This is a genomic window from Cyanobium sp. Morenito 9A2 (assembly GCF_024345575.1).
Classification (GTDB): Bacteria; Cyanobacteriota; Cyanobacteriia; order PCC-6307; family Cyanobiaceae; genus ATX-6F1.
This window is the reverse complement of record NZ_JAGQBJ010000006.1, coordinates 59385-74964: the sequence shown is the minus strand read 5'-3', so window position 1 is coordinate 74964 and position 15580 is coordinate 59385. Positions and strand designations below refer to the sequence as shown.

Below are 15580 nucleotides of genomic sequence, written 5' to 3'. Positions count from 1 at the left end.
GAAGCGACGGTTGGTGAGGGAGCGATGGGCATCAACAGCCAGAACGCGCGCCGTGGCTCCCTCTGGAGGCGGCCCGTGGCGGCCTTCTCCCGGCTCGTTCCGCTGCTGACGCTTGCACTGCTGCCACTGGCCGCCCTGGCCCCGGTGCGGGCCCAGAACGTGATCCGCACCCCGGAGGAGTCCCGGCCCAAAGGTCTGGTGATCATCCAGGACACCCCCACCCGGGAAGGACGCAGGATCGTGGGGGTCTACGCGGTCACCGTCGATGGGAAGGAACCCAGCCTGCGGCAGATCAAGGTCTGGAACGAGTTGCCCAACGATGTTGTCGTGCGCACAGAGACCATCCGCTGCGCGCCGGCGGGCCCGATGCGGATCACCCACGACGGCACGAACCTGGTGATGCGGGAGCTCAACCCTGGGGGGCTGATCACACCCTTCAACCGCCAGGACCACCGCATCTGGTGGACCGCCTGCTTCCCGGAGCAGGCCAATGCCGACCCGGCCACCCTGCGACCCCTGGCTCTCCAGCTCGGCTACAACGGCAACCTGCAGGAGAAGGAAACCCTGTTGCCCAGCCCTTCCGGTCGATAGATTTCCCTTCCCCACCCCCCGGGCATGCCGCACCCTGAATCCCTGCCCGAGCAGGAGCCCGCAGCAGATCCGCTGGCCGCTCCTGCCCCCGGCCCGGCGCGGTTGCTGTTGGTGGACGATGAACCCGGCCTGCGCACGGCGGTGCAGGCCTACCTGCAGGACGAGGGCTTTGAGGTGACCACCGCCGGCGACGGCGAAGAGGGCTGGGAGAAGGCCCAGGAGCTGCTGCCGGATCTCGTCCTCAGCGACGTGATGATGCCGCGCCTCGATGGCTACGGTCTGCTGAAGAAGCTGCGGGCCGATGAGCGCCTGGGGGGCACACCGGTGATCTTCCTCACCGCCAAGGGCATGACCGCCGATCGCATCGAGGGCTTCCAGGCGGGTGTCGATGACTACATCCCCAAGCCTTTTGACCCCGATGAGCTGGTGGCGCGTGTCCGCAACGTGGTGCGCCGCCAGGAGCGCTTGCTTGCCGAGGCCGCCCGCTACGCCGATGCGGACATCGGCCAGATGGCCAAGCAGATCACCGAGATCCGCTCGCTGCTCCAGACGGGCGGCAGCAAGAAGGCCGCCGGCGGCCCCGTGCACCATGAATTCACCCCTCGTGAGGGGAGCGTGCTCCAGCTGGTGGCCGAGGGCCTGATGAACAAGGAGATCGCCCGCCGGCTCGAAACCTCGATCCGCAACGTCGAGAAGTACGTCAGCCGTCTCTTCACCAAGACCGGCACCGCCAGCCGCACGGAGCTCGTGCGCTATGCCCTCGAAAACGGCCTGGTGGATTAGGGGGCGACGGTGGCCGAGGCCTGGCTGTCGGCGGCGTTCAACCAAGGTTGGATCTACCGGAATCGGCTGGGTCCGGCGGAAACCGGTCTCTCTCTGCTGGCGTTCTATGGGACCCGTTACCGCCATTCCGACCGGGGGGTGTGGGCGGAACGTCTGGCGGCGGGGGAGCTCCACAGGAACGGCACCAGGCTCCGGGCCGATGTCGCCCTCCAGGCCGGAGAGCAGTTGCAGTGGCATCGGCCCCCCTGGCAGGAGGCCGCCGTGCCGGGGTCGTGGCAGCGCGTGTTCGATGACGGAGACCTGCTCGTCATCGACAAGCCCAGCGGCCTGCCGGTGTTGCCCGCCGGGGGCTTCCTGGAGCACACCCTGCTGCGGTTGCTGGAGCGGCGCCACGGCGGCGAGGCCGGCGGCGTTCCCAGGCCCGTGCACCGGCTGGGGCGCTTCACCTCCGGGCTGTTGGTGTGTGCCCGAAGATCCGCCACCCGGGCCTGGCTGAGCGCCCAGCTGCGGGAGAGCACGGCGGGCGCAGACCAGCGGCGGGGCGCTGGTCTGACGGCTGGAGAACAGCCCTGCTGCCGCAAGCTCTACCGGGCCCTGACGGCGCCTCTTCCCGTTCCCTTGGAGCCCGGCGCCTCCCTCACCCTCACCACCCCGATCGGTCGCCGGCCCCATCCGTTGCTGGGCCAGGTCTGGTGTGCCGCAGCCGAAGGGCAACCCGGCGCCCTGGCGGCCCGGAGCACCCTCACCCTGCTGGAGCGCCGCCCCGGTGCCGACCTGGTGGAGGTGGCCATCGCCAGCGGCCGCCCCCATCAGATCCGTCTCCATGCCGCCGCCCTGGGCGCGCCCCTGCTGGGGGATCCCCTCTACCTGCCGGGGGGCCTGGCCCGCGCCGAGGTGCTCCCGGGGGAAGGCGGTTACCGGCTCCATGCCCATCGGCTGGTGCTCCGGCGCCCGGAAGGGGAGACGCTGGAGCTGGAGGCGCCGCTGCCGGAGGGGCTGAGGTGCTCGGGCCCCAGCCGTTGACAGCTCCCGGCGATGGATCAACGCATCCCGGCTCGCGAGCTTGGCGGGCGAACGCCTGAGACCTTCACGCAAAGGAGCCGATCGACCACCCTCCCGTTGGCGATGCGTTGACCATCAGGCTAAGCGCGGGTCGGCCAGCTCCGCTGATGCCATCCCGTCGGCATCGCAGGGTTCCGTGGCTCCCGGGGCGCTGCCCGTGCCAGTGGGATCAGCGAAACCTGGTGAGCTGCTCTGTTCCGCCGGGAGGCTTCGGTTTGGCAGCAGACTGCGGCAAGGGTCCCCTGACCTCGCCCTTCAGGGTTCCCAGGGCTGTGCACCGAGGTAGGTCAGCTCGACGACGGAGCTGGCGTCGTGGTCCTTTGGTCCCAGTTGCAGGCGGAAGCCCCCCAGATCAAGGTTGCGGATCGATTCCAGGCCGGCCACCAGGGCGGCGCGGCTGGGGTTGGGACCGGCCCGCCGCAGCCCCTCGCTCATCAGCTGGGCGGCCAGGAAGCCCTCAAGGCTGTTGAACCCATAGCTCGGTCGTTGCTGCACGCGGGCCATCAGCCGCTGGTAGGAGGCCACCACCGGCACACGGCGATCCCAGGGGAACGGCACCACCTGGGCGACGCCGATGCCGTTGGCCTGGCCGCCGGGCAAGGCATCCTGCAGCGCCCGGGTTCCCACGAACGAGACGTTCATCAGCTGGGCGCTGCTGCCGCGGCGGTACAGCTCCCGGCTGAAGGCGGCCGAGCTGGGGTAGGAGCTGACCACGATCACGCCGTTGGGATCCCCGGCCAGGATGTCCCGGGCGGCGCCGCCAACCTCCCGGGAGTTGCGCTGCACAGCGGCCATGGCCACAGGCTTGAGGCGATGGCGAACCAGGGCGCGGCGGACACTGGCCAGTCCGTCTGCTCCGAAGGCATCGTTCTGGTACAGCACCGCGATGCGAAAGCGGCCTTCCCTCACCAGATCATCCACCATGCGATCGATCTCCGCCTGGTAACTGGCCCGGAGGTTGAAGACCAGGGGCTGCAGCGGCTGGCGCAGCAACCGCGCCCCAGTCAGCGGGGCGATCAGGGGAATGCGGGTCGCTTCCACCAGCGGCAGCACGGCCTTCACCGTGGGGGTGCCCACATATCCGAACAGGGCGAAGGCCCCATCGTCCTGGATCAGTCGACGGGTGTTCGCCAGGGTCAGGTCCGGCTCGTAGCGGTCATCGCGGCTCACCAGGCGGATGCGGCGCCCGTGGATCCCGCCCCGCCGGTTCACCTCCGCGAACCAGGCCTCCGCTCCGATCCTGTATTCCAGGCCCAGTTGGGCGGAGGGGCCGCTGAAGGGGGCCGATTGCCCCAGCACCAGCTCCCGGGGACTGGCCCCTGCGCCACCGGGCCGCCCCCCGGCCGGAACCGCCTTGGCTACCACCACCCCAGCCAGCAGCGCTGCCGCGAGCAGAAGCGCCGGCAGCAGAAGCGGCGGCGGCAGGGGCCTTAGCGTCCGACGATTCCCCGTGTTCAGCATGGCTCTGTCGCCGCGACGACGCTGGAACATCGGCGCCATCGTCGCAGTCCTGCTGGCCTTGGCGCTGGTCCTGATCGGCCTGGCCCAGATCGATATGAGCCAGGTGCGCAGCCGCGACGGGCTACGGCTTTCCTCCTCCTCCCGGGCCCTGAACACGAATCCGGCGCTCCTGCCCGCCAGCGGTTGGACCCCCCAGCGGGGCGGGGGGCTCAGCGACGCGGAGATCCGGGTCGATCAGGCGGATCGAGAGGCTGCCCCTTACATCGTGCAGGTCGGGGTCTATGCCACCAGCACCTATGACCTCGACCTGCGCGTCCCCAGCTATTCCGGCAACGGCTACATCTGGTTGCGCTGGGAGGAGCCGCTGCAGCGGTATCTCCAGGAGCGCAATGTGACCATGTCCGAGCGCTTCAACCTCCTCAATGGCCTGCTCTCGGATCAGCTGCCCGTGATCACGCCTGTGGGGGGCGGGGCCCAGCTCCAGGCTGATGGGAGCTATTACCAGCTCTTCACCTTCGTGGGTCGCTTCTACATCGACCGCGACAGTTTCCGGCATTACCCCTTCATGAACGTGAGCCTGCCGGTGGTGCTGGAGGCCAATGATGTCGACGGTGAACTGGATTACAGGCAGCTGCGGCTGCAGCCCGACATCCGCAACAGCGGCATGGGCCTCTACTCCAACATCAGCGGCTGGCTGAATGGCGGCTGGTCAATCGCTGAATACCGCCACCATTACGCCACCAATTTCGGCCTTGGCGGTGGTGAAAATGACTACAGCCAGGTGGTGTTCGAGATTTCCTTCGGCACCTCGTCCTGGTCGGTCGTCTGGCGGCTGATCCTGCCGCTGGTGGTGCTGATGGCCATGGTGCTGCTGGTGTTCAAGGTGCGCTCCGATGAGCAGGATGCCCGCGCCAGCATTCCGGTGACCGTGCTGCTCACCCTGGTGTTCCTGCAGCAGGGCTACCGCGACGAACTGCCCAGCCTGCCCTTTCTCACCTTTCTCGACAGTGTCTACGTGGTGGCCTACGGGGTGACCCTGACGGCCTTCGTGCTCGTGCTCTGGATCGGCCGGCGCTATGCCGTGATGGAGGACATGGCCGAGGGCCCGGCCCGCGAGGCCCTGCAGCGGCGACTGCACTGGCTCGACGACATCTGGCCGGTGCTTGTGGTGCTGGTCGGCATCTGCAGCCTCACCGCCTGCTGGATGGCCATTCCTCCCGGCACCTGAGCGCCGCAGGGCCTGGGGGTGTGATCAGGCGCCACCCCGCCGCCTTCGGTCCAGCGGGTCCTGGCGCATTCGGTGGCCGTGGGCTCCATCCGGGGGCGGTTCCCTAGCCCCGCTGAAACTCCACCAGGCGCGAGAAGTAGAAGGGCGCCTGATTGAGGCTGCGGCGCACGGGCGCAAAGCCGCAGCGCCCGGCCGCCGCCACGATGCCGTCCTCCCTCAGGGTGTAGGCGCGGGTGGTCTTGCTGGGGCCGGGGAACAGCTCGCCGATGCGCTTGAGCACCGCCAGCAGCGGGGTGTAGGGGGCGAAGCTGACGATCAGCCGCCGCTCCGCCAGCCCCGCCAGGTGCTCCACCATCTGCTCGGCCGCCTCCTGGGGGTAGTGGATGAACACATCCAGGCAGATGACGGTGTCGTAGCGGCCCTGGAGGCTCTCAAGATCGGAGGCGCTGAAGCCCAGCCGAAGCGGATCCAGGCCCAGCTCATGGGCCCGGCGGCTCGCTTCGGCCACCATCGCCTCCGACAGATCACTGGCGGCGATGCGGCCGGCCCCGAGCGCCGCCAGAGGCAGGCTGAGGCTGCCCACGCCGCAGCCGGCATCGCAGAAGCTGCGCTGGGCCAGATCGCCCTCCTCCTGCAGCCAAGCCAGCACCTGGTCCACCGTCTTCTGGTGGCCGAGGCGGATGTTGCGCTGCACCTTGTTGACGTCGCCCGAATCGCTGTAGATGCGGTTCCAGCGCTCGAAGCCGGTGCTGTTGAAGTAGGCCTGCACTTCCGCCTTCTCGGCCGCCTTCGGGCAGGGGTCCAGCAGCTGATCGGCGGGCATGGGGACGGGGCCGACAGCGGCCAGGGCGGTGTGGCGCGGATCCTAGGCAGCACGCCGGTTCGCCCACGGTCGCGTCCACGGCGGCTGAGTGTCAGGTTCAGCCGGGTCTGCTCCAGTCCAAGGTGCCATCTGAGCCCACGCTCCAGCGCAGGCACTCCCCAATCGGCATCCCCATCAGCAGCTCCTCCAGGGGGCGTTCGTCCCCCAGCACCCGCCGGGGGGTCACGGTGGCGGCCCGGATCGCCCCCTCCACCGCTCCGCCCCAGGCCGCCAGGCGCTTCACCCCCTCCAGCAGAGGCAGGGTCACGCCCGCCAGGGTGCCGTCCTCCAGCCGGCAGCTGCCGTCTTCGACCAGCAGGACGCGTTTATCCCAGCGGTGGCGCCCTTCCGCCAGGCCGTAGGGCGCGAGGGCATCGCTGACGATCACCAGCTGCTCCGGCCCCAGCCGCTGCAGCAGCAGCGCCATCGAGGGGGCCACGTGCACGCCGTCGGCGATCAGCCCCAGGGCGACATCGCCCCGCAGCACCGCCGCCGCCAGGGGCCCTGGGCTGCGGTGGCCCAGGCCCGCCATGGCGTTGAAGCTGTGGGTCACCATCGTCACCCCCGCCGCAAACGCTTCCCCCGCCTGGGTTTCATCCGCCTCGCTGTGGCCCAGGCTGACCACGATCCCGTCGGCGCGGAGGGCTTGAATCAGCTCAGCGGCTCCTGCCAGCTCCGGCGCCAGGGTGACCAGGTTGATGTCGGCTTCAAAGCCGCCGATGCGCTCCCGCAGGCCCGCCAGGCTGGGTTCGGCCAGGTGCTGGCTGGGGTGGGCACCACGGCGTGCAGGGGCCAGGAAGGGCCCCTCCAGATGGGCCCCCAGGAGCTGGCAGCGGCCCCGCTGGTGCCGGGTGCGCGCCTGCTCGAGCACCGCCAGGGCCTGGCGCAGGGGAGCCACGCCGCAGGTCACCAGGGTGGGGCAGATTGCCTCCACTCCATCGCTCCAGAGCCTCTCCAGCAGCTCCAGCAGCCGGGGCAGGTCGGCGTTCTGCAGTTCCGGGAAGGCGAGCCCGAGGCCGCCGTTGATCTGGAGGTCCACCGCGCCAGGGCTGAGCCGGTCGCCCCGCCAGTCGTCGCCGGCGGCGCGGCTGCCTGGGGCGAGGGGCCGCAGGGCGGCGATCTGATCCTCGCCGTCGAGGCCCACCCGCCACCGGCGGGGGTCGCCAGGGAGGCACACATTGCTGAGCCAGCGCATGGGACGAGATGGCGGCGGGCCGCGCCGGAGCGGAGAATGCCATTCTCCGTCCCCCGTCCCCGTGGTCGCCGCCCCCACCCCTTCCCGAACGCCGCTGGTGGCCGTCGTCATGGGCAGCGATTCCGATCTGCCCACCCTGGAACCGGCGCTGCGCATCCTCGAGCGTTTTGGCATTGCCAGCGAGGTGCGCGTGCTTTCGGCCCACCGCACCCCTGAGGAGATGGTGGCGTTTGCCCGCTCCGCCGTGGGCCAAGGTTTCAAGGTGGTGATCGCCGGTGCCGGGGGCGCTGCCCATCTGCCGGGCATGGTGGCCGCCCTCACCCCCTTGCCGGTGATCGGGGTGCCCGTGCCGAGCAAGGCCCTCTCGGGGGTGGATTCGCTGTACTCGATCGTGCAGATGCCCGCCGGCATCCCCGTGGCCACCGTCGCGATCGGCAACGGCACCAACGCCGGCCTGCTGGCCGCGCAGATTCTCGCCACCGCCGACCCCGCTTTGCTCAGGGCCGTGGAGGCCTACCGCCGGGAGCTTCATGACCAGGTGACGGCTAAGGATGAGCACCTCAAGGCCCTCGGCAGCGCCGCCTACCTGCGCCAGATGGCCCCCTGACCCATGGGCCCTGTTGTCGCTCTGGTGGCGCCCAGTTGGCTTCGGCTGGCCCTGGCCCTGCCCCTGCTGGTGCTCAACCTCTACGTGCTCCGCCAGTTGCTGGTGCCCCTGGCACCTTTCCCCGCCCTGTTCCTGGGGGCGGCCTTGATCGCCTTTCTGCTCGACCTGCCCAGCCGCTGGCTCACAGGGCGTGGCCTGCCCCGGCCCCTTGCCCTGCTGCTGGTGGTGGGCCTCACCCTGGGTCTGGGGGTGCTGGCGGCCCTGTGGCTGGTGCCGCGGCTGGTGCAGCAGCTGGGGGAGCTGCTCGCGGCGCTGCCGGGCTGGCTCACCGAGGCTGAGGGGCTCCTCGATGAGCTTCAGGTGCGCGTCGCCACCTGGGGCCTGCCGGCGGATTTCGGCAACCTCAGCAACGAGCTGCTCACGCGCTCCACCCAGCTGGCCACGCGCTTCAGCCAGCAACTTCTCAGCGTGTTGGGGGCCACCCTCAACCTCACCGTCAACACCCTGATCGTGGTGGTGCTGGCGGTGTTCCTGCTCCTGGGGGGCGAGTCGATCAGCCGCGGCCTCGCCCGCTGGCTGCCGGAGCGCTGGCGTGATCTGTTGCTCAGCACCGTGAACCGCACCTTCCGCGGCTACTTCGCCGGCCAGGTGGTGCTGGCGCTGATTCTCAGCGGAGCCCAGATCATCGTCTTCACCCTGCTGGGGATTCCCTACGGCGTGCTGTTCGCCGTAGCGATCGGCTTCACCACCCTGGTGCCCTACGCCAGCGCCCTGACCATCACCCTGGTGAGCGCTCTGCTGGCCCTGGAGGACCCGCGCACCGGATTGGAGGTGCTGGCCGCGGCCATCTCCGTGGGCCAGGTGGTGGACCAGGTGATTCAGCCGCGGCTGATGGGCAGCATCGTCGGCCTGCAGCCCGCCTGGCTGCTGGTGAGCCTGCCGATCGGCGCCCGGGTGGGCAGCCTGCTGGGGTTGGGGGAGCTGCTGGGACTGCTCCTGGCCGTGCCCGTGGCCAGCTGCCTGAAGACCTTCCTCGATGCCTGGGCCCAGCGGCTGGGGCTGCCGGAGCCCGCGGCGATCAGGGTGCCGCTGGAATGATCCCGGCGGCCGCGAGGTAATCCATGACGTCCCGCACACAAGCTTCCAGGGTCTGGTCACCGGTGTCGATGCGCAGCTCGGGGGCCTCCGGTTCTTCGTAGGGGCTGGAGATGCCGGTGAACTCCTTGATGGCTCCGGCGCGGGCCTTGGCGTAAAGCCCTTTGGTATCGCGGCCTTCGCAGACCGCCAGATTCGCCGCGCAGTGGATCTCAACGAAATCGCCGGCCCCCACGAGGGCCCGTGCCCGGCGCCGGTCGGCCTTGAACGGTGACACGAAGGCGCTCAGCACCACCACGCCGGCGTCCAGAAACAGCTTGGCCACTTCGCCGATGCGGCGGATGTTCTCCTCACGGTCGGCGTCGGAGAAGCCCAGGTCGCTGCAGAGGCCGTGGCGCACGTTGTCGCCGTCGAGCACATAGCAGCTGAGCCCCTGCTCGAACAGGGCCGAGTTCACAGCGTTGGCAAGGGTGCTCTTGCCGGCGCCGGAGAGCCCGGTGAACCAGAGGATGGCGCTGCGGTGGCCGCGCTGGTGGGCGCGGGCGGCCCGGTCCACCGCGGAGTGATGCCAGACGATGTTTGTGGCCCTGGAGGTGGTCATCGGCGCCTTGCGGTGGAAGCGATCGGGTCATTGTCCCTGCCGGTGGGCCAGACGCTTCTGGGGGGAGCGGTGCTCAGCCACCCGCCCGCTTGGGACGGAAACCCTCCTGCTCCAGCAGCGCCAGGGCCGCAGCCACCTGGTCGCCCTGGAGTTCGATCAAGCCGTCCTTGAGCGTGCCGCCGCTGCCGGCGCGAGCTTTAAGGGTCCTGAGCAGGGCTTTGGCGTCCGCTTCCGGCAGGTCCAGGCCATGGATCAGCGTCACCGTTTTGCCGCCTTTGCCCGCTTTGGTGCGTTGCACGCGCACGCGCTGCTGTGCCCGGGGCGTGGTCGCTGACTCCCCTGGCTCCGGCCGCCGCAGGCTCTCGCCCTGCGTGAACTCCTGCCAGCCGTTCCGCTTCTCCATGCCCGGACCATAAACAGTGGAAACCCCCTGCCAACCCAGCAGGTCAGCCGATCCAGAGCCCATGGGCCAGCCGCAGGGCATAGAGCACCAGCTGCAGCGTTCCGAAGCCGAGCAGGAAGACGAGCCAGCGGGGATGCCGCTGGAGCTGGGCGCCGTAAAGCATCAGCAGGGGCGCCGTGGCGAAGACGTGCCGCTCCAGGCTCATCGTGTTCTGTTTCATGAGGTACAGAAGCAGGCAGGCGGCCGCAAAGCCCCAGAGCTCCAGGGGAAGGTCTCGGCGTCCCAGCAGGAGCAACAGGATCGCCCCCACCACCACCATCAGGTTGAGGGCGGACATGCCACCCACCAGCCAAGCCCCGACAAACGCCACGAGGGAAAGCGCGAAGCCGGTTGTGGGGCGCCGGTGGCGCAGCTGGAAGGCGATCCCCCCGAGCAGCACGGTGATCGTCATCAGGACCGGCTGGAGCAGAGGCTGCGGGGCTGCCCCCCCTGCTTTGGGGGCACCGAAAAACACCTTCGTCAGATCCTTCCCCCAGTAGGAGAGGCCCGAGAAGTTGAGCCCCGGTTGGTTGCCCCAGGCCTCCTGGGCATGCAGGAAGGCCAGCGGGTCAGCGCGCAGGTGCAGGCCGATCAAGGCCACGGCCGCCAACCCGCCCAGGCTCGCTATCGCCACGAGCAGGCCGGCGCCCAGGCGCCGCTGGCGGCCATAGGCGAGCAGGATCGGCACCACGATCGCCACCCCGTTCGGACGGCTCGCAGCGCAGAGTGCGGCGATCGGTGCCAACCGCAGGGATGGGATCGGATCCTGTCCCAGCCAGGTGAGCGAGAGGGTGCTGAAGAGCAGGAAAAATGATTCCGTGTAGGGCAGGGAGAAGAAGAGGCTGAGCGGATTCAGACAGGTGAGCAGCACCGTGGCGCGGGCGGCCTCGGCTCCCAGCCAGCGCTCACTGAGCCGGTGCAGGAGTGCCAGGGCGATCAGGAAGGCCCCGTTCGACAGCATCAGGGCCACCACCAGTGGCGGCAGCGGCAGCAGATCGCTCACCAGCCGCACCGTGGCCGGAAACGCCGGGAAGAAGGCCAGGTTGCTGTCGGCATAACCCTGCTGGGCGATCCGCAGGTAGTGGGCTCCGTCCCATGACGAGAGTCGTTCGGCCAGCTGGCCCGGTGCTGTGACCGCCACCGCGACGGCGAGGGATCCGAAGAACAGCAGCCGACTTCCCAGCCAACTGACCACCACCAGCCGTGACAGGAGGGGCCCGTCACTGGGGCTTCCGGGTCCGGGTGGGGCGGGCGGCACGAGCTCGGGAGCGTGTCCGCCGATCCTGGCAGCGCCGGCAGGGGTCGTTTCACTTCGTACCGACCCATGGGCCGGTGATGTCCTGGGGAACGCCCTTGCCCAGGACGAGCGTCCCCGCTAGTTGTGCCATCACTGCGAGCGATGTCCTTGGATCTGCCTCCGTTGCATGTCGAGATGGTGCGGGTGGCGCTGCCAGGCCGTATGGGTCCCCCCGCCTGTCGCCAGCCCCCCTCCCCCGAACAGGACGTGCTGATCGGTTCGATGGCCGGGGTGCCGCTCTGCCAGGCCAGACGCATCAAGGTGCCGATGCCGCCGGGCTGGCCGGTGACCTCGCCGCCGCCGCCGCCGTCAGCGCAATCTGCCGCGCCCAAGCCCAGCGCCAGAACCAGCGCGAGCAGCCGCTGAGATCTTCCTCCGACCGCCGCCCCCGCCCTTCTCTGCCGCACCCAGGACTGGCGGAGATGGCAGAGAGCAGGTTCCAGCCCGGCTCCCTGGCGGGGCAGCGGGCCGTGGCCCGGTACCGCAGGGCTGGTGCCGCGGTCATCGGGGGGGCGCCAAATCGCTGGCGGCCATCCTTGCCCGGGCCCACGGTGATCGCCCCCCTGCCACGCCGCACCTGGCGGAGAGAAGGGTTTCGTGGTTCCGACCACCGCAGGCCTCCCAGAGCCGGGCGCTCACCATCACCGCCAGCAGGGGCTGGCGGTGGATCGGGTCCATCAGGGCCTCGCCGCGGGAGTGGACGCCGCCGTTGGCCTGGGTGGCGGCCATCAGGGCCAGGTCAGCGGCGCAGACGCTTCAGGAGCGCGGGCGGGTCAGGAGATCGGTGGCGGGTTCGGTGTCGAAGGAGAGGCGCGCGGCGCTGCTCAGCCGGCTGGCGCTGCGGGAGAAGTGCTCAAGGATGAAGGAAAGGAGCTACGCCCGGGGTCATCGCCCGGCGGCTGGGCGGGGGTGGCGCAGGCTTTCAGCATCGGGCTGTTGAGCCGATCCTCCGGGCGCCCCATGGCGATCACCGCGCTGAGCGGCAGTCCCCGAGCCGTTGACCCCAGCATTCAGTGCCGCCTCTCCTGGCTTGATCGCCGGGCCGATCAGGGCGCACATCAATGGACTGGAGAGGTTTTGTCAGAACCTTCACTGCCGATGCACTGGGCCAACGACCCTTGGAGAGGCGGTGGCCGGCGACCGTCACCGCCTCAGACCTGGGCCGTTGTGGCCGGGCTTTCCCAGGCGAAGCGCGGCAGCCGATGCAGCCCGTCCCGCTGGATCTCCGTCCAGACCTTGATGATCTGGGAGAGTTCGGGGGCGCCACGCTCCAGCTTCAGTTGCTGGGAGAGGGCCATGCTCCCCGCGGGATAGAGCACCAGCTCGAAGGGAGGCCCGACGGTCAGGTTCGAGCGGCGGGTGATCACCTGGGAGAGCAGCAGCAACCGCGCCGCGTCCTCCAGCGACAGGGTGCTCTGGGCGGCGTAATCGAGCGGTGGCTTGCCGTACTTGCTCTCGCCGATCTGCAGGTAAGGGGTTTCGGGGGTGGCCATGATCGTGTTCCCCTGGGGGTAGATCAGGTACAGCCCGTGGGGCTGGCCTTCGATCTGGCCGCCGAGGATGAAGGTGGCCTCGCCGCTGGCCCCGGCCTGGCGAAGGGCCTGGGCGTTCTCACGCTGCTCCGCCACGTTGAGCCGGCCAATGTAGGCAGCGGCTTCGAACAGGTAATCGGCGCTGAGCAGATCGGCCTGATCCCCCTCGCTCCCGCGTTGGTGCCCCTGCTTCGCCGCCCGACCGAGGTCGCGGTTGATCCGGTTCAGCACCCCCTGGGTGGTGGCCAGGTTGCCGGCGGCCAGGAGCACGAACAGCCGGTCGGGGCGGGGTTGAAAAACGTGCAGCTTGCGGTAGGTGGAGATGTAGTCCACCCCGGCATTGGTGCGGGAATCGGAGGCCAGCACCAGCCCGGATTCCAGCCAGAGGCCCACGCAATAGGTCATCGAGGCGAGCGGCCCTGGGGAGGAAGATCGTAGTCAGAGGGCCCCTCTTCCTAGGGTGATCGCCTTGACCGCGCCCGGCCCGTGACCACCACTCAACCCACGCCGGCGGAACTGTCACAGCAGGCCCGCCCCAACGCCCTGGGGCGCTTCGGGCGCTTCGGGGGCCAGTACGTGCCGGAAACGCTGATCCCGGCGCTGCTGGAACTGGAGGAGGCCGCCGCCGAGGCCTGGGCTGATCCGGCCTTCACAGGGCGCCTTCATCACCTGTTGCGCACCTATGTGGGCCGGCCGACACCGTTGTACGAGGCCGAGCGGCTCAGCGAGCACTACCGCCGCCCCGAGGGTGGGCCGAGGATCTGGCTGAAGCGAGAGGATCTCAACCACACCGGCGCCCACAAGATCAACAACGCCCTGGGCCAGGCCCTCTTGGCCCTGCGCATGGGCAAGAAGCGGATCATTGCCGAAACGGGCGCCGGCCAGCATGGGGTGGCCACGGCCACGGTCTGCGCGCGTTTCGGCCTGGAGTGCGTCGTCTATATGGGCGCCGAGGACATGCGTCGCCAGGCCCTCAATGTGTTCCGCATGCGCCTGCTCGGGGCCACGGTGCAGCCGGTGACCGCCGGCACCGCCACGTTGAAGGATGCCACCAGCGAGGCGATCCGCGACTGGGTCACCAACGTGGAAAGCACCCACTACATCCTTGGTTCGGTGGCCGGCCCGCATCCCTACCCGATGCTGGTGCGCGATTTCCACGCCGTGATCGGCGAGGAGGCCAGACGCCAGTGCAGCGAGGCCTTCGGCCGCCTGCCCGATGTGCTCCTGGCCTGCGTGGGTGGTGGCTCCAACGCCATGGGCCTGTTCCACCCCTTCGTGGGCGACACGGCTGTGCGCCTGATCGGTGTGGAAGCCGCCGGCGAGGGGGTGGCCAGTGGTCGCCACGCCGCCACGATCACCGAGGGCCGTGTGGGGGTGTTGCACGGGGCGATGAGCCTCTTGCTGCAGGACGCCGACGGCCAGGTACAGGAGGCCCACTCGATCAGTGCCGGCCTCGATTATCCGGGGGTGGGCCCGGAACACAGCTACCTGCGCGAGATCGGCCGGGCGGAGTACGCCGCCGTCACCGATCAGCAGGCCCTCGACGCCCTGCAACGGCTCTGCCGCCTGGAGGGGATCATCCCCGCCCTGGAAACGTCTCACGCCCTGGCCTGGCTGGAAACCCTCTGCCCAACTCTGGCTCCTGGCACCGAGGTGGTGATCAACCTCTCCGGCCGGGGCGACAAGGATGTGAACACGGTGGCCGATCGCCTCGGCGATGACCTGCGGCCAGCGGTTTAACCACGACCTTGCCGGGTTCCTTCAGGTGAGCAGCCGGCTCAGGCTGGCGGCCACCGTGCGCACGGCGGCCCGAGCGGTGGCGTAGGCCATGCGCATCGGACCGACCACGGCCACCTGGCCGCCGCTGCCTTCACCGGTGCTGTAGCTCGCCTGCACCACCGCACATTCCTCCAGTGCCTTGTGGGGGTGTTCGGCGCCAATCCAGATGCCCCCCAGGGCGCTGAGGCCCCCCGGCTGGAGCAACTGCTGGGGCTGTTCCTCAACCAGCTGCAGCAGTGGCCTCAGGCTGGCGGTGCGGCTGAATTCCGGTTGCTCCATCAGCCCCCCGAGGCCCAGGGCCAGGGCGCTCTCGCCATCGTTGCCGCGGGCGCGCCGGTGGCGCTCGAGGGCCTGGCGCAGCAGGCTGCCGCTGCGTTCCAGCTGGGGGGGCAGGCTGTTCCAGTCGAGGCCGTCGCCCTCGTGCTCCTCGGGGGTCTGGAGTTGGCCGGCGGCCCAGCGTTCCAGGGCCGACACCTCGTGGGCGGCCCCCACGGGCAGGCGCAGATTGAGGCTGGTGGCGGTGGTGGAACCTTCCACCAGGAGCACCAGGAGCCGGTCGCCGCTGGGCACCAGCCGCAGGGCCTGCAGGCTTGGTTTGCTGCGCTGGGGGCGGGTGATCAGGCTGAGCAGGCCGGTCATGTCCGCCAGCCGCCGGGCCAGGTGCAGCAGCAGATCATCGAGGGCCGCCCACTGCAGGCTGAGGCTGGCCATCTCCCGCTCCAATTGCAGGGCTGCGGCGCCTGGGGCGGGCAGCAGGCAATCGACGTAGAGGCGGTAGCCCTGCTGGCTGGGCACCCGGCCCGCCGAGGTGTGGGGCTGGGTGAGCAGACCCTTTTGCTCAAGGGCCCCCATGGCCGAGCGCACCGTGGCTGGGCTCGCGGGCAAGCCGAAGCGGCGCACCAGGGTGTGGCTGCCCACGGGCTCCATGGTGTCCACGTAGTGACGCACGGTGGCCTGGAGCACCTCCTGTTGGCGGCGCGGCAGCGGCGGCAGGCCGGAGCTCAGCAGGGGCGGATCATGCGATGGCCTGGATCGTAGGAGCGCT

Annotated in this window: 17 protein-coding genes; 8 read left to right on the top strand and 9 right to left on the bottom strand. The window is 69.7% G+C overall.

Annotated features, from left to right (window positions below; all coding sequences use genetic code 11):
- Positions 1 to 24 precede the first annotated feature (24 nt).
- The 3 genes from KBY88_RS09160 to KBY88_RS09150 are packed head-to-tail and all read left to right on the top strand — an operon-like array spanning position 25 to position 2397.
- Positions 25 to 591: a hypothetical protein gene (locus tag KBY88_RS09160; protein ID WP_254939620.1), complete on the top strand. Its 567-nt coding sequence runs from the start codon at positions 25 to 27 to the stop codon at positions 589 to 591.
- A 24-nt stretch (positions 592 to 615) separates the two neighbouring features.
- Positions 616 to 1374, top strand: a complete 759-nt coding sequence (locus KBY88_RS09155) for a response regulator transcription factor (RefSeq protein WP_254939619.1) — start codon at positions 616 to 618, stop codon at positions 1372 to 1374.
- A 9-nt stretch (positions 1375 to 1383) separates the two neighbouring features.
- Positions 1384 to 2397: a pseudouridine synthase gene (locus KBY88_RS09150; RefSeq protein WP_254939618.1), complete on the top strand. Its 1014-nt coding sequence runs from the start codon at positions 1384 to 1386 to the stop codon at positions 2395 to 2397.
- A gap of 294 nt (positions 2398 to 2691) precedes the next feature.
- Here KBY88_RS09150 and KBY88_RS09145 read toward each other — a convergent pair whose 3' ends face one another.
- A complete protein-coding gene (locus KBY88_RS09145) occupies positions 2692 to 3897 on the bottom strand; it encodes an ABC transporter substrate-binding protein (RefSeq protein WP_254939617.1) in 1206 nt (401 codons plus the stop codon).
- On the opposite strand from KBY88_RS09145, the gene KBY88_RS09140 reads away from it, so the two are divergent.
- Entirely contained in the window at positions 3896 to 5125 is a 1230-nt protein-coding gene (locus KBY88_RS09140; RefSeq protein WP_254939616.1) for a ligand-gated ion channel, read from the top strand. The genes KBY88_RS09145 and KBY88_RS09140 overlap by 2 nt on opposite strands.
- 103 nt (positions 5126 to 5228) lie before the next feature.
- On the opposite strand, the gene bchM is transcribed toward KBY88_RS09140, so the two are convergent.
- Positions 5229 to 5948: a magnesium protoporphyrin IX methyltransferase gene (gene bchM / locus KBY88_RS09135; RefSeq protein WP_254939615.1), complete on the bottom strand. Its 720-nt coding sequence runs from the start codon at positions 5946 to 5948 to the stop codon at positions 5229 to 5231.
- 97 nt (positions 5949 to 6045) lie between these two features.
- Positions 6046 to 7182, bottom strand: a complete 1137-nt coding sequence (locus tag KBY88_RS09130; RefSeq protein ID WP_254939614.1) for an N-acetylglucosamine-6-phosphate deacetylase — start codon at positions 7180 to 7182, stop codon at positions 6046 to 6048.
- A gap of 109 nt (positions 7183 to 7291) precedes the next feature.
- Here KBY88_RS09130 and purE point away from each other — a divergent pair, with 109 nt between their 5' ends.
- Together purE and KBY88_RS09120 are read left to right on the top strand one after the other, a co-directional pair.
- Positions 7292 to 7789 (top strand): 5-(carboxyamino)imidazole ribonucleotide mutase, encoded by a 498-nt coding sequence (purE, locus tag KBY88_RS09125; protein ID WP_254939719.1) that lies wholly within the window; start codon positions 7292 to 7294, stop codon positions 7787 to 7789.
- 3 nt (positions 7790 to 7792) lie between these two features.
- Entirely contained in the window at positions 7793 to 8887 is a 1095-nt protein-coding gene (locus tag KBY88_RS09120; RefSeq protein ID WP_254939613.1) for an AI-2E family transporter, read from the top strand.
- On the opposite strand, the gene cysC is transcribed toward KBY88_RS09120, so the two are convergent.
- From cysC to KBY88_RS09105, 3 genes are all read right to left on the bottom strand, one after another.
- Entirely contained in the window at positions 8868 to 9485 is a 618-nt protein-coding gene (cysC, locus tag KBY88_RS09115) for an adenylyl-sulfate kinase (RefSeq protein ID WP_254939612.1), read from the bottom strand. The two genes, KBY88_RS09120 and cysC, sit on opposite strands and share 20 nt — an antisense overlap.
- Positions 9486 to 9558: 73 nt before the next feature.
- Positions 9559 to 9888, bottom strand: a complete 330-nt coding sequence (locus KBY88_RS09110; protein WP_254939611.1) for a translation initiation factor — start codon at positions 9886 to 9888, stop codon at positions 9559 to 9561.
- Between the two features lie 43 nt (positions 9889 to 9931).
- Complete coding sequence (locus KBY88_RS09105) at positions 9932 to 11185, bottom strand: mannosyltransferase family protein (protein WP_254939610.1); 1254 nt, start codon at positions 11183 to 11185, stop codon at positions 9932 to 9934.
- A gap of 141 nt (positions 11186 to 11326) precedes the next feature.
- Between KBY88_RS09105 and KBY88_RS09100 the strand changes: the two genes are divergently transcribed.
- A complete protein-coding gene (locus KBY88_RS09100) occupies positions 11327 to 11590 on the top strand; it encodes a hypothetical protein (protein WP_254939609.1) in 264 nt (87 codons plus the stop codon).
- A 135-nt stretch (positions 11591 to 11725) separates the two neighbouring features.
- Here KBY88_RS09100 and KBY88_RS09095 read toward each other — a convergent pair whose 3' ends face one another.
- Both KBY88_RS09095 and KBY88_RS09090 read right to left on the bottom strand, forming a co-directional pair.
- Positions 11726 to 11953, bottom strand: coding sequence for a hypothetical protein (locus tag KBY88_RS09095; protein WP_315858118.1), 228 nt, complete (start codon positions 11951 to 11953; stop codon positions 11726 to 11728).
- Between the two features lie 422 nt (positions 11954 to 12375).
- Entirely contained in the window at positions 12376 to 13161 is a 786-nt protein-coding gene (locus KBY88_RS09090; RefSeq protein WP_254939608.1) for a proteasome-type protease, read from the bottom strand.
- Positions 13162 to 13242: 81 nt separating this feature from the next.
- Here KBY88_RS09090 and trpB point away from each other — a divergent pair, with 81 nt between their 5' ends.
- A complete protein-coding gene (gene trpB, locus KBY88_RS09085; protein WP_254939607.1) occupies positions 13243 to 14496 on the top strand; it encodes a tryptophan synthase subunit beta in 1254 nt (417 codons plus the stop codon).
- 21 nt (positions 14497 to 14517) lie between these two features.
- Here trpB and KBY88_RS09080 read toward each other — a convergent pair whose 3' ends face one another.
- Positions 14518 to 15528 (bottom strand): HrcA family transcriptional regulator, encoded by a 1011-nt coding sequence (locus tag KBY88_RS09080; RefSeq protein ID WP_254939717.1) that lies wholly within the window; start codon positions 15526 to 15528, stop codon positions 14518 to 14520.
- Positions 15529 to 15580: the final 52 nt, after the last annotated feature.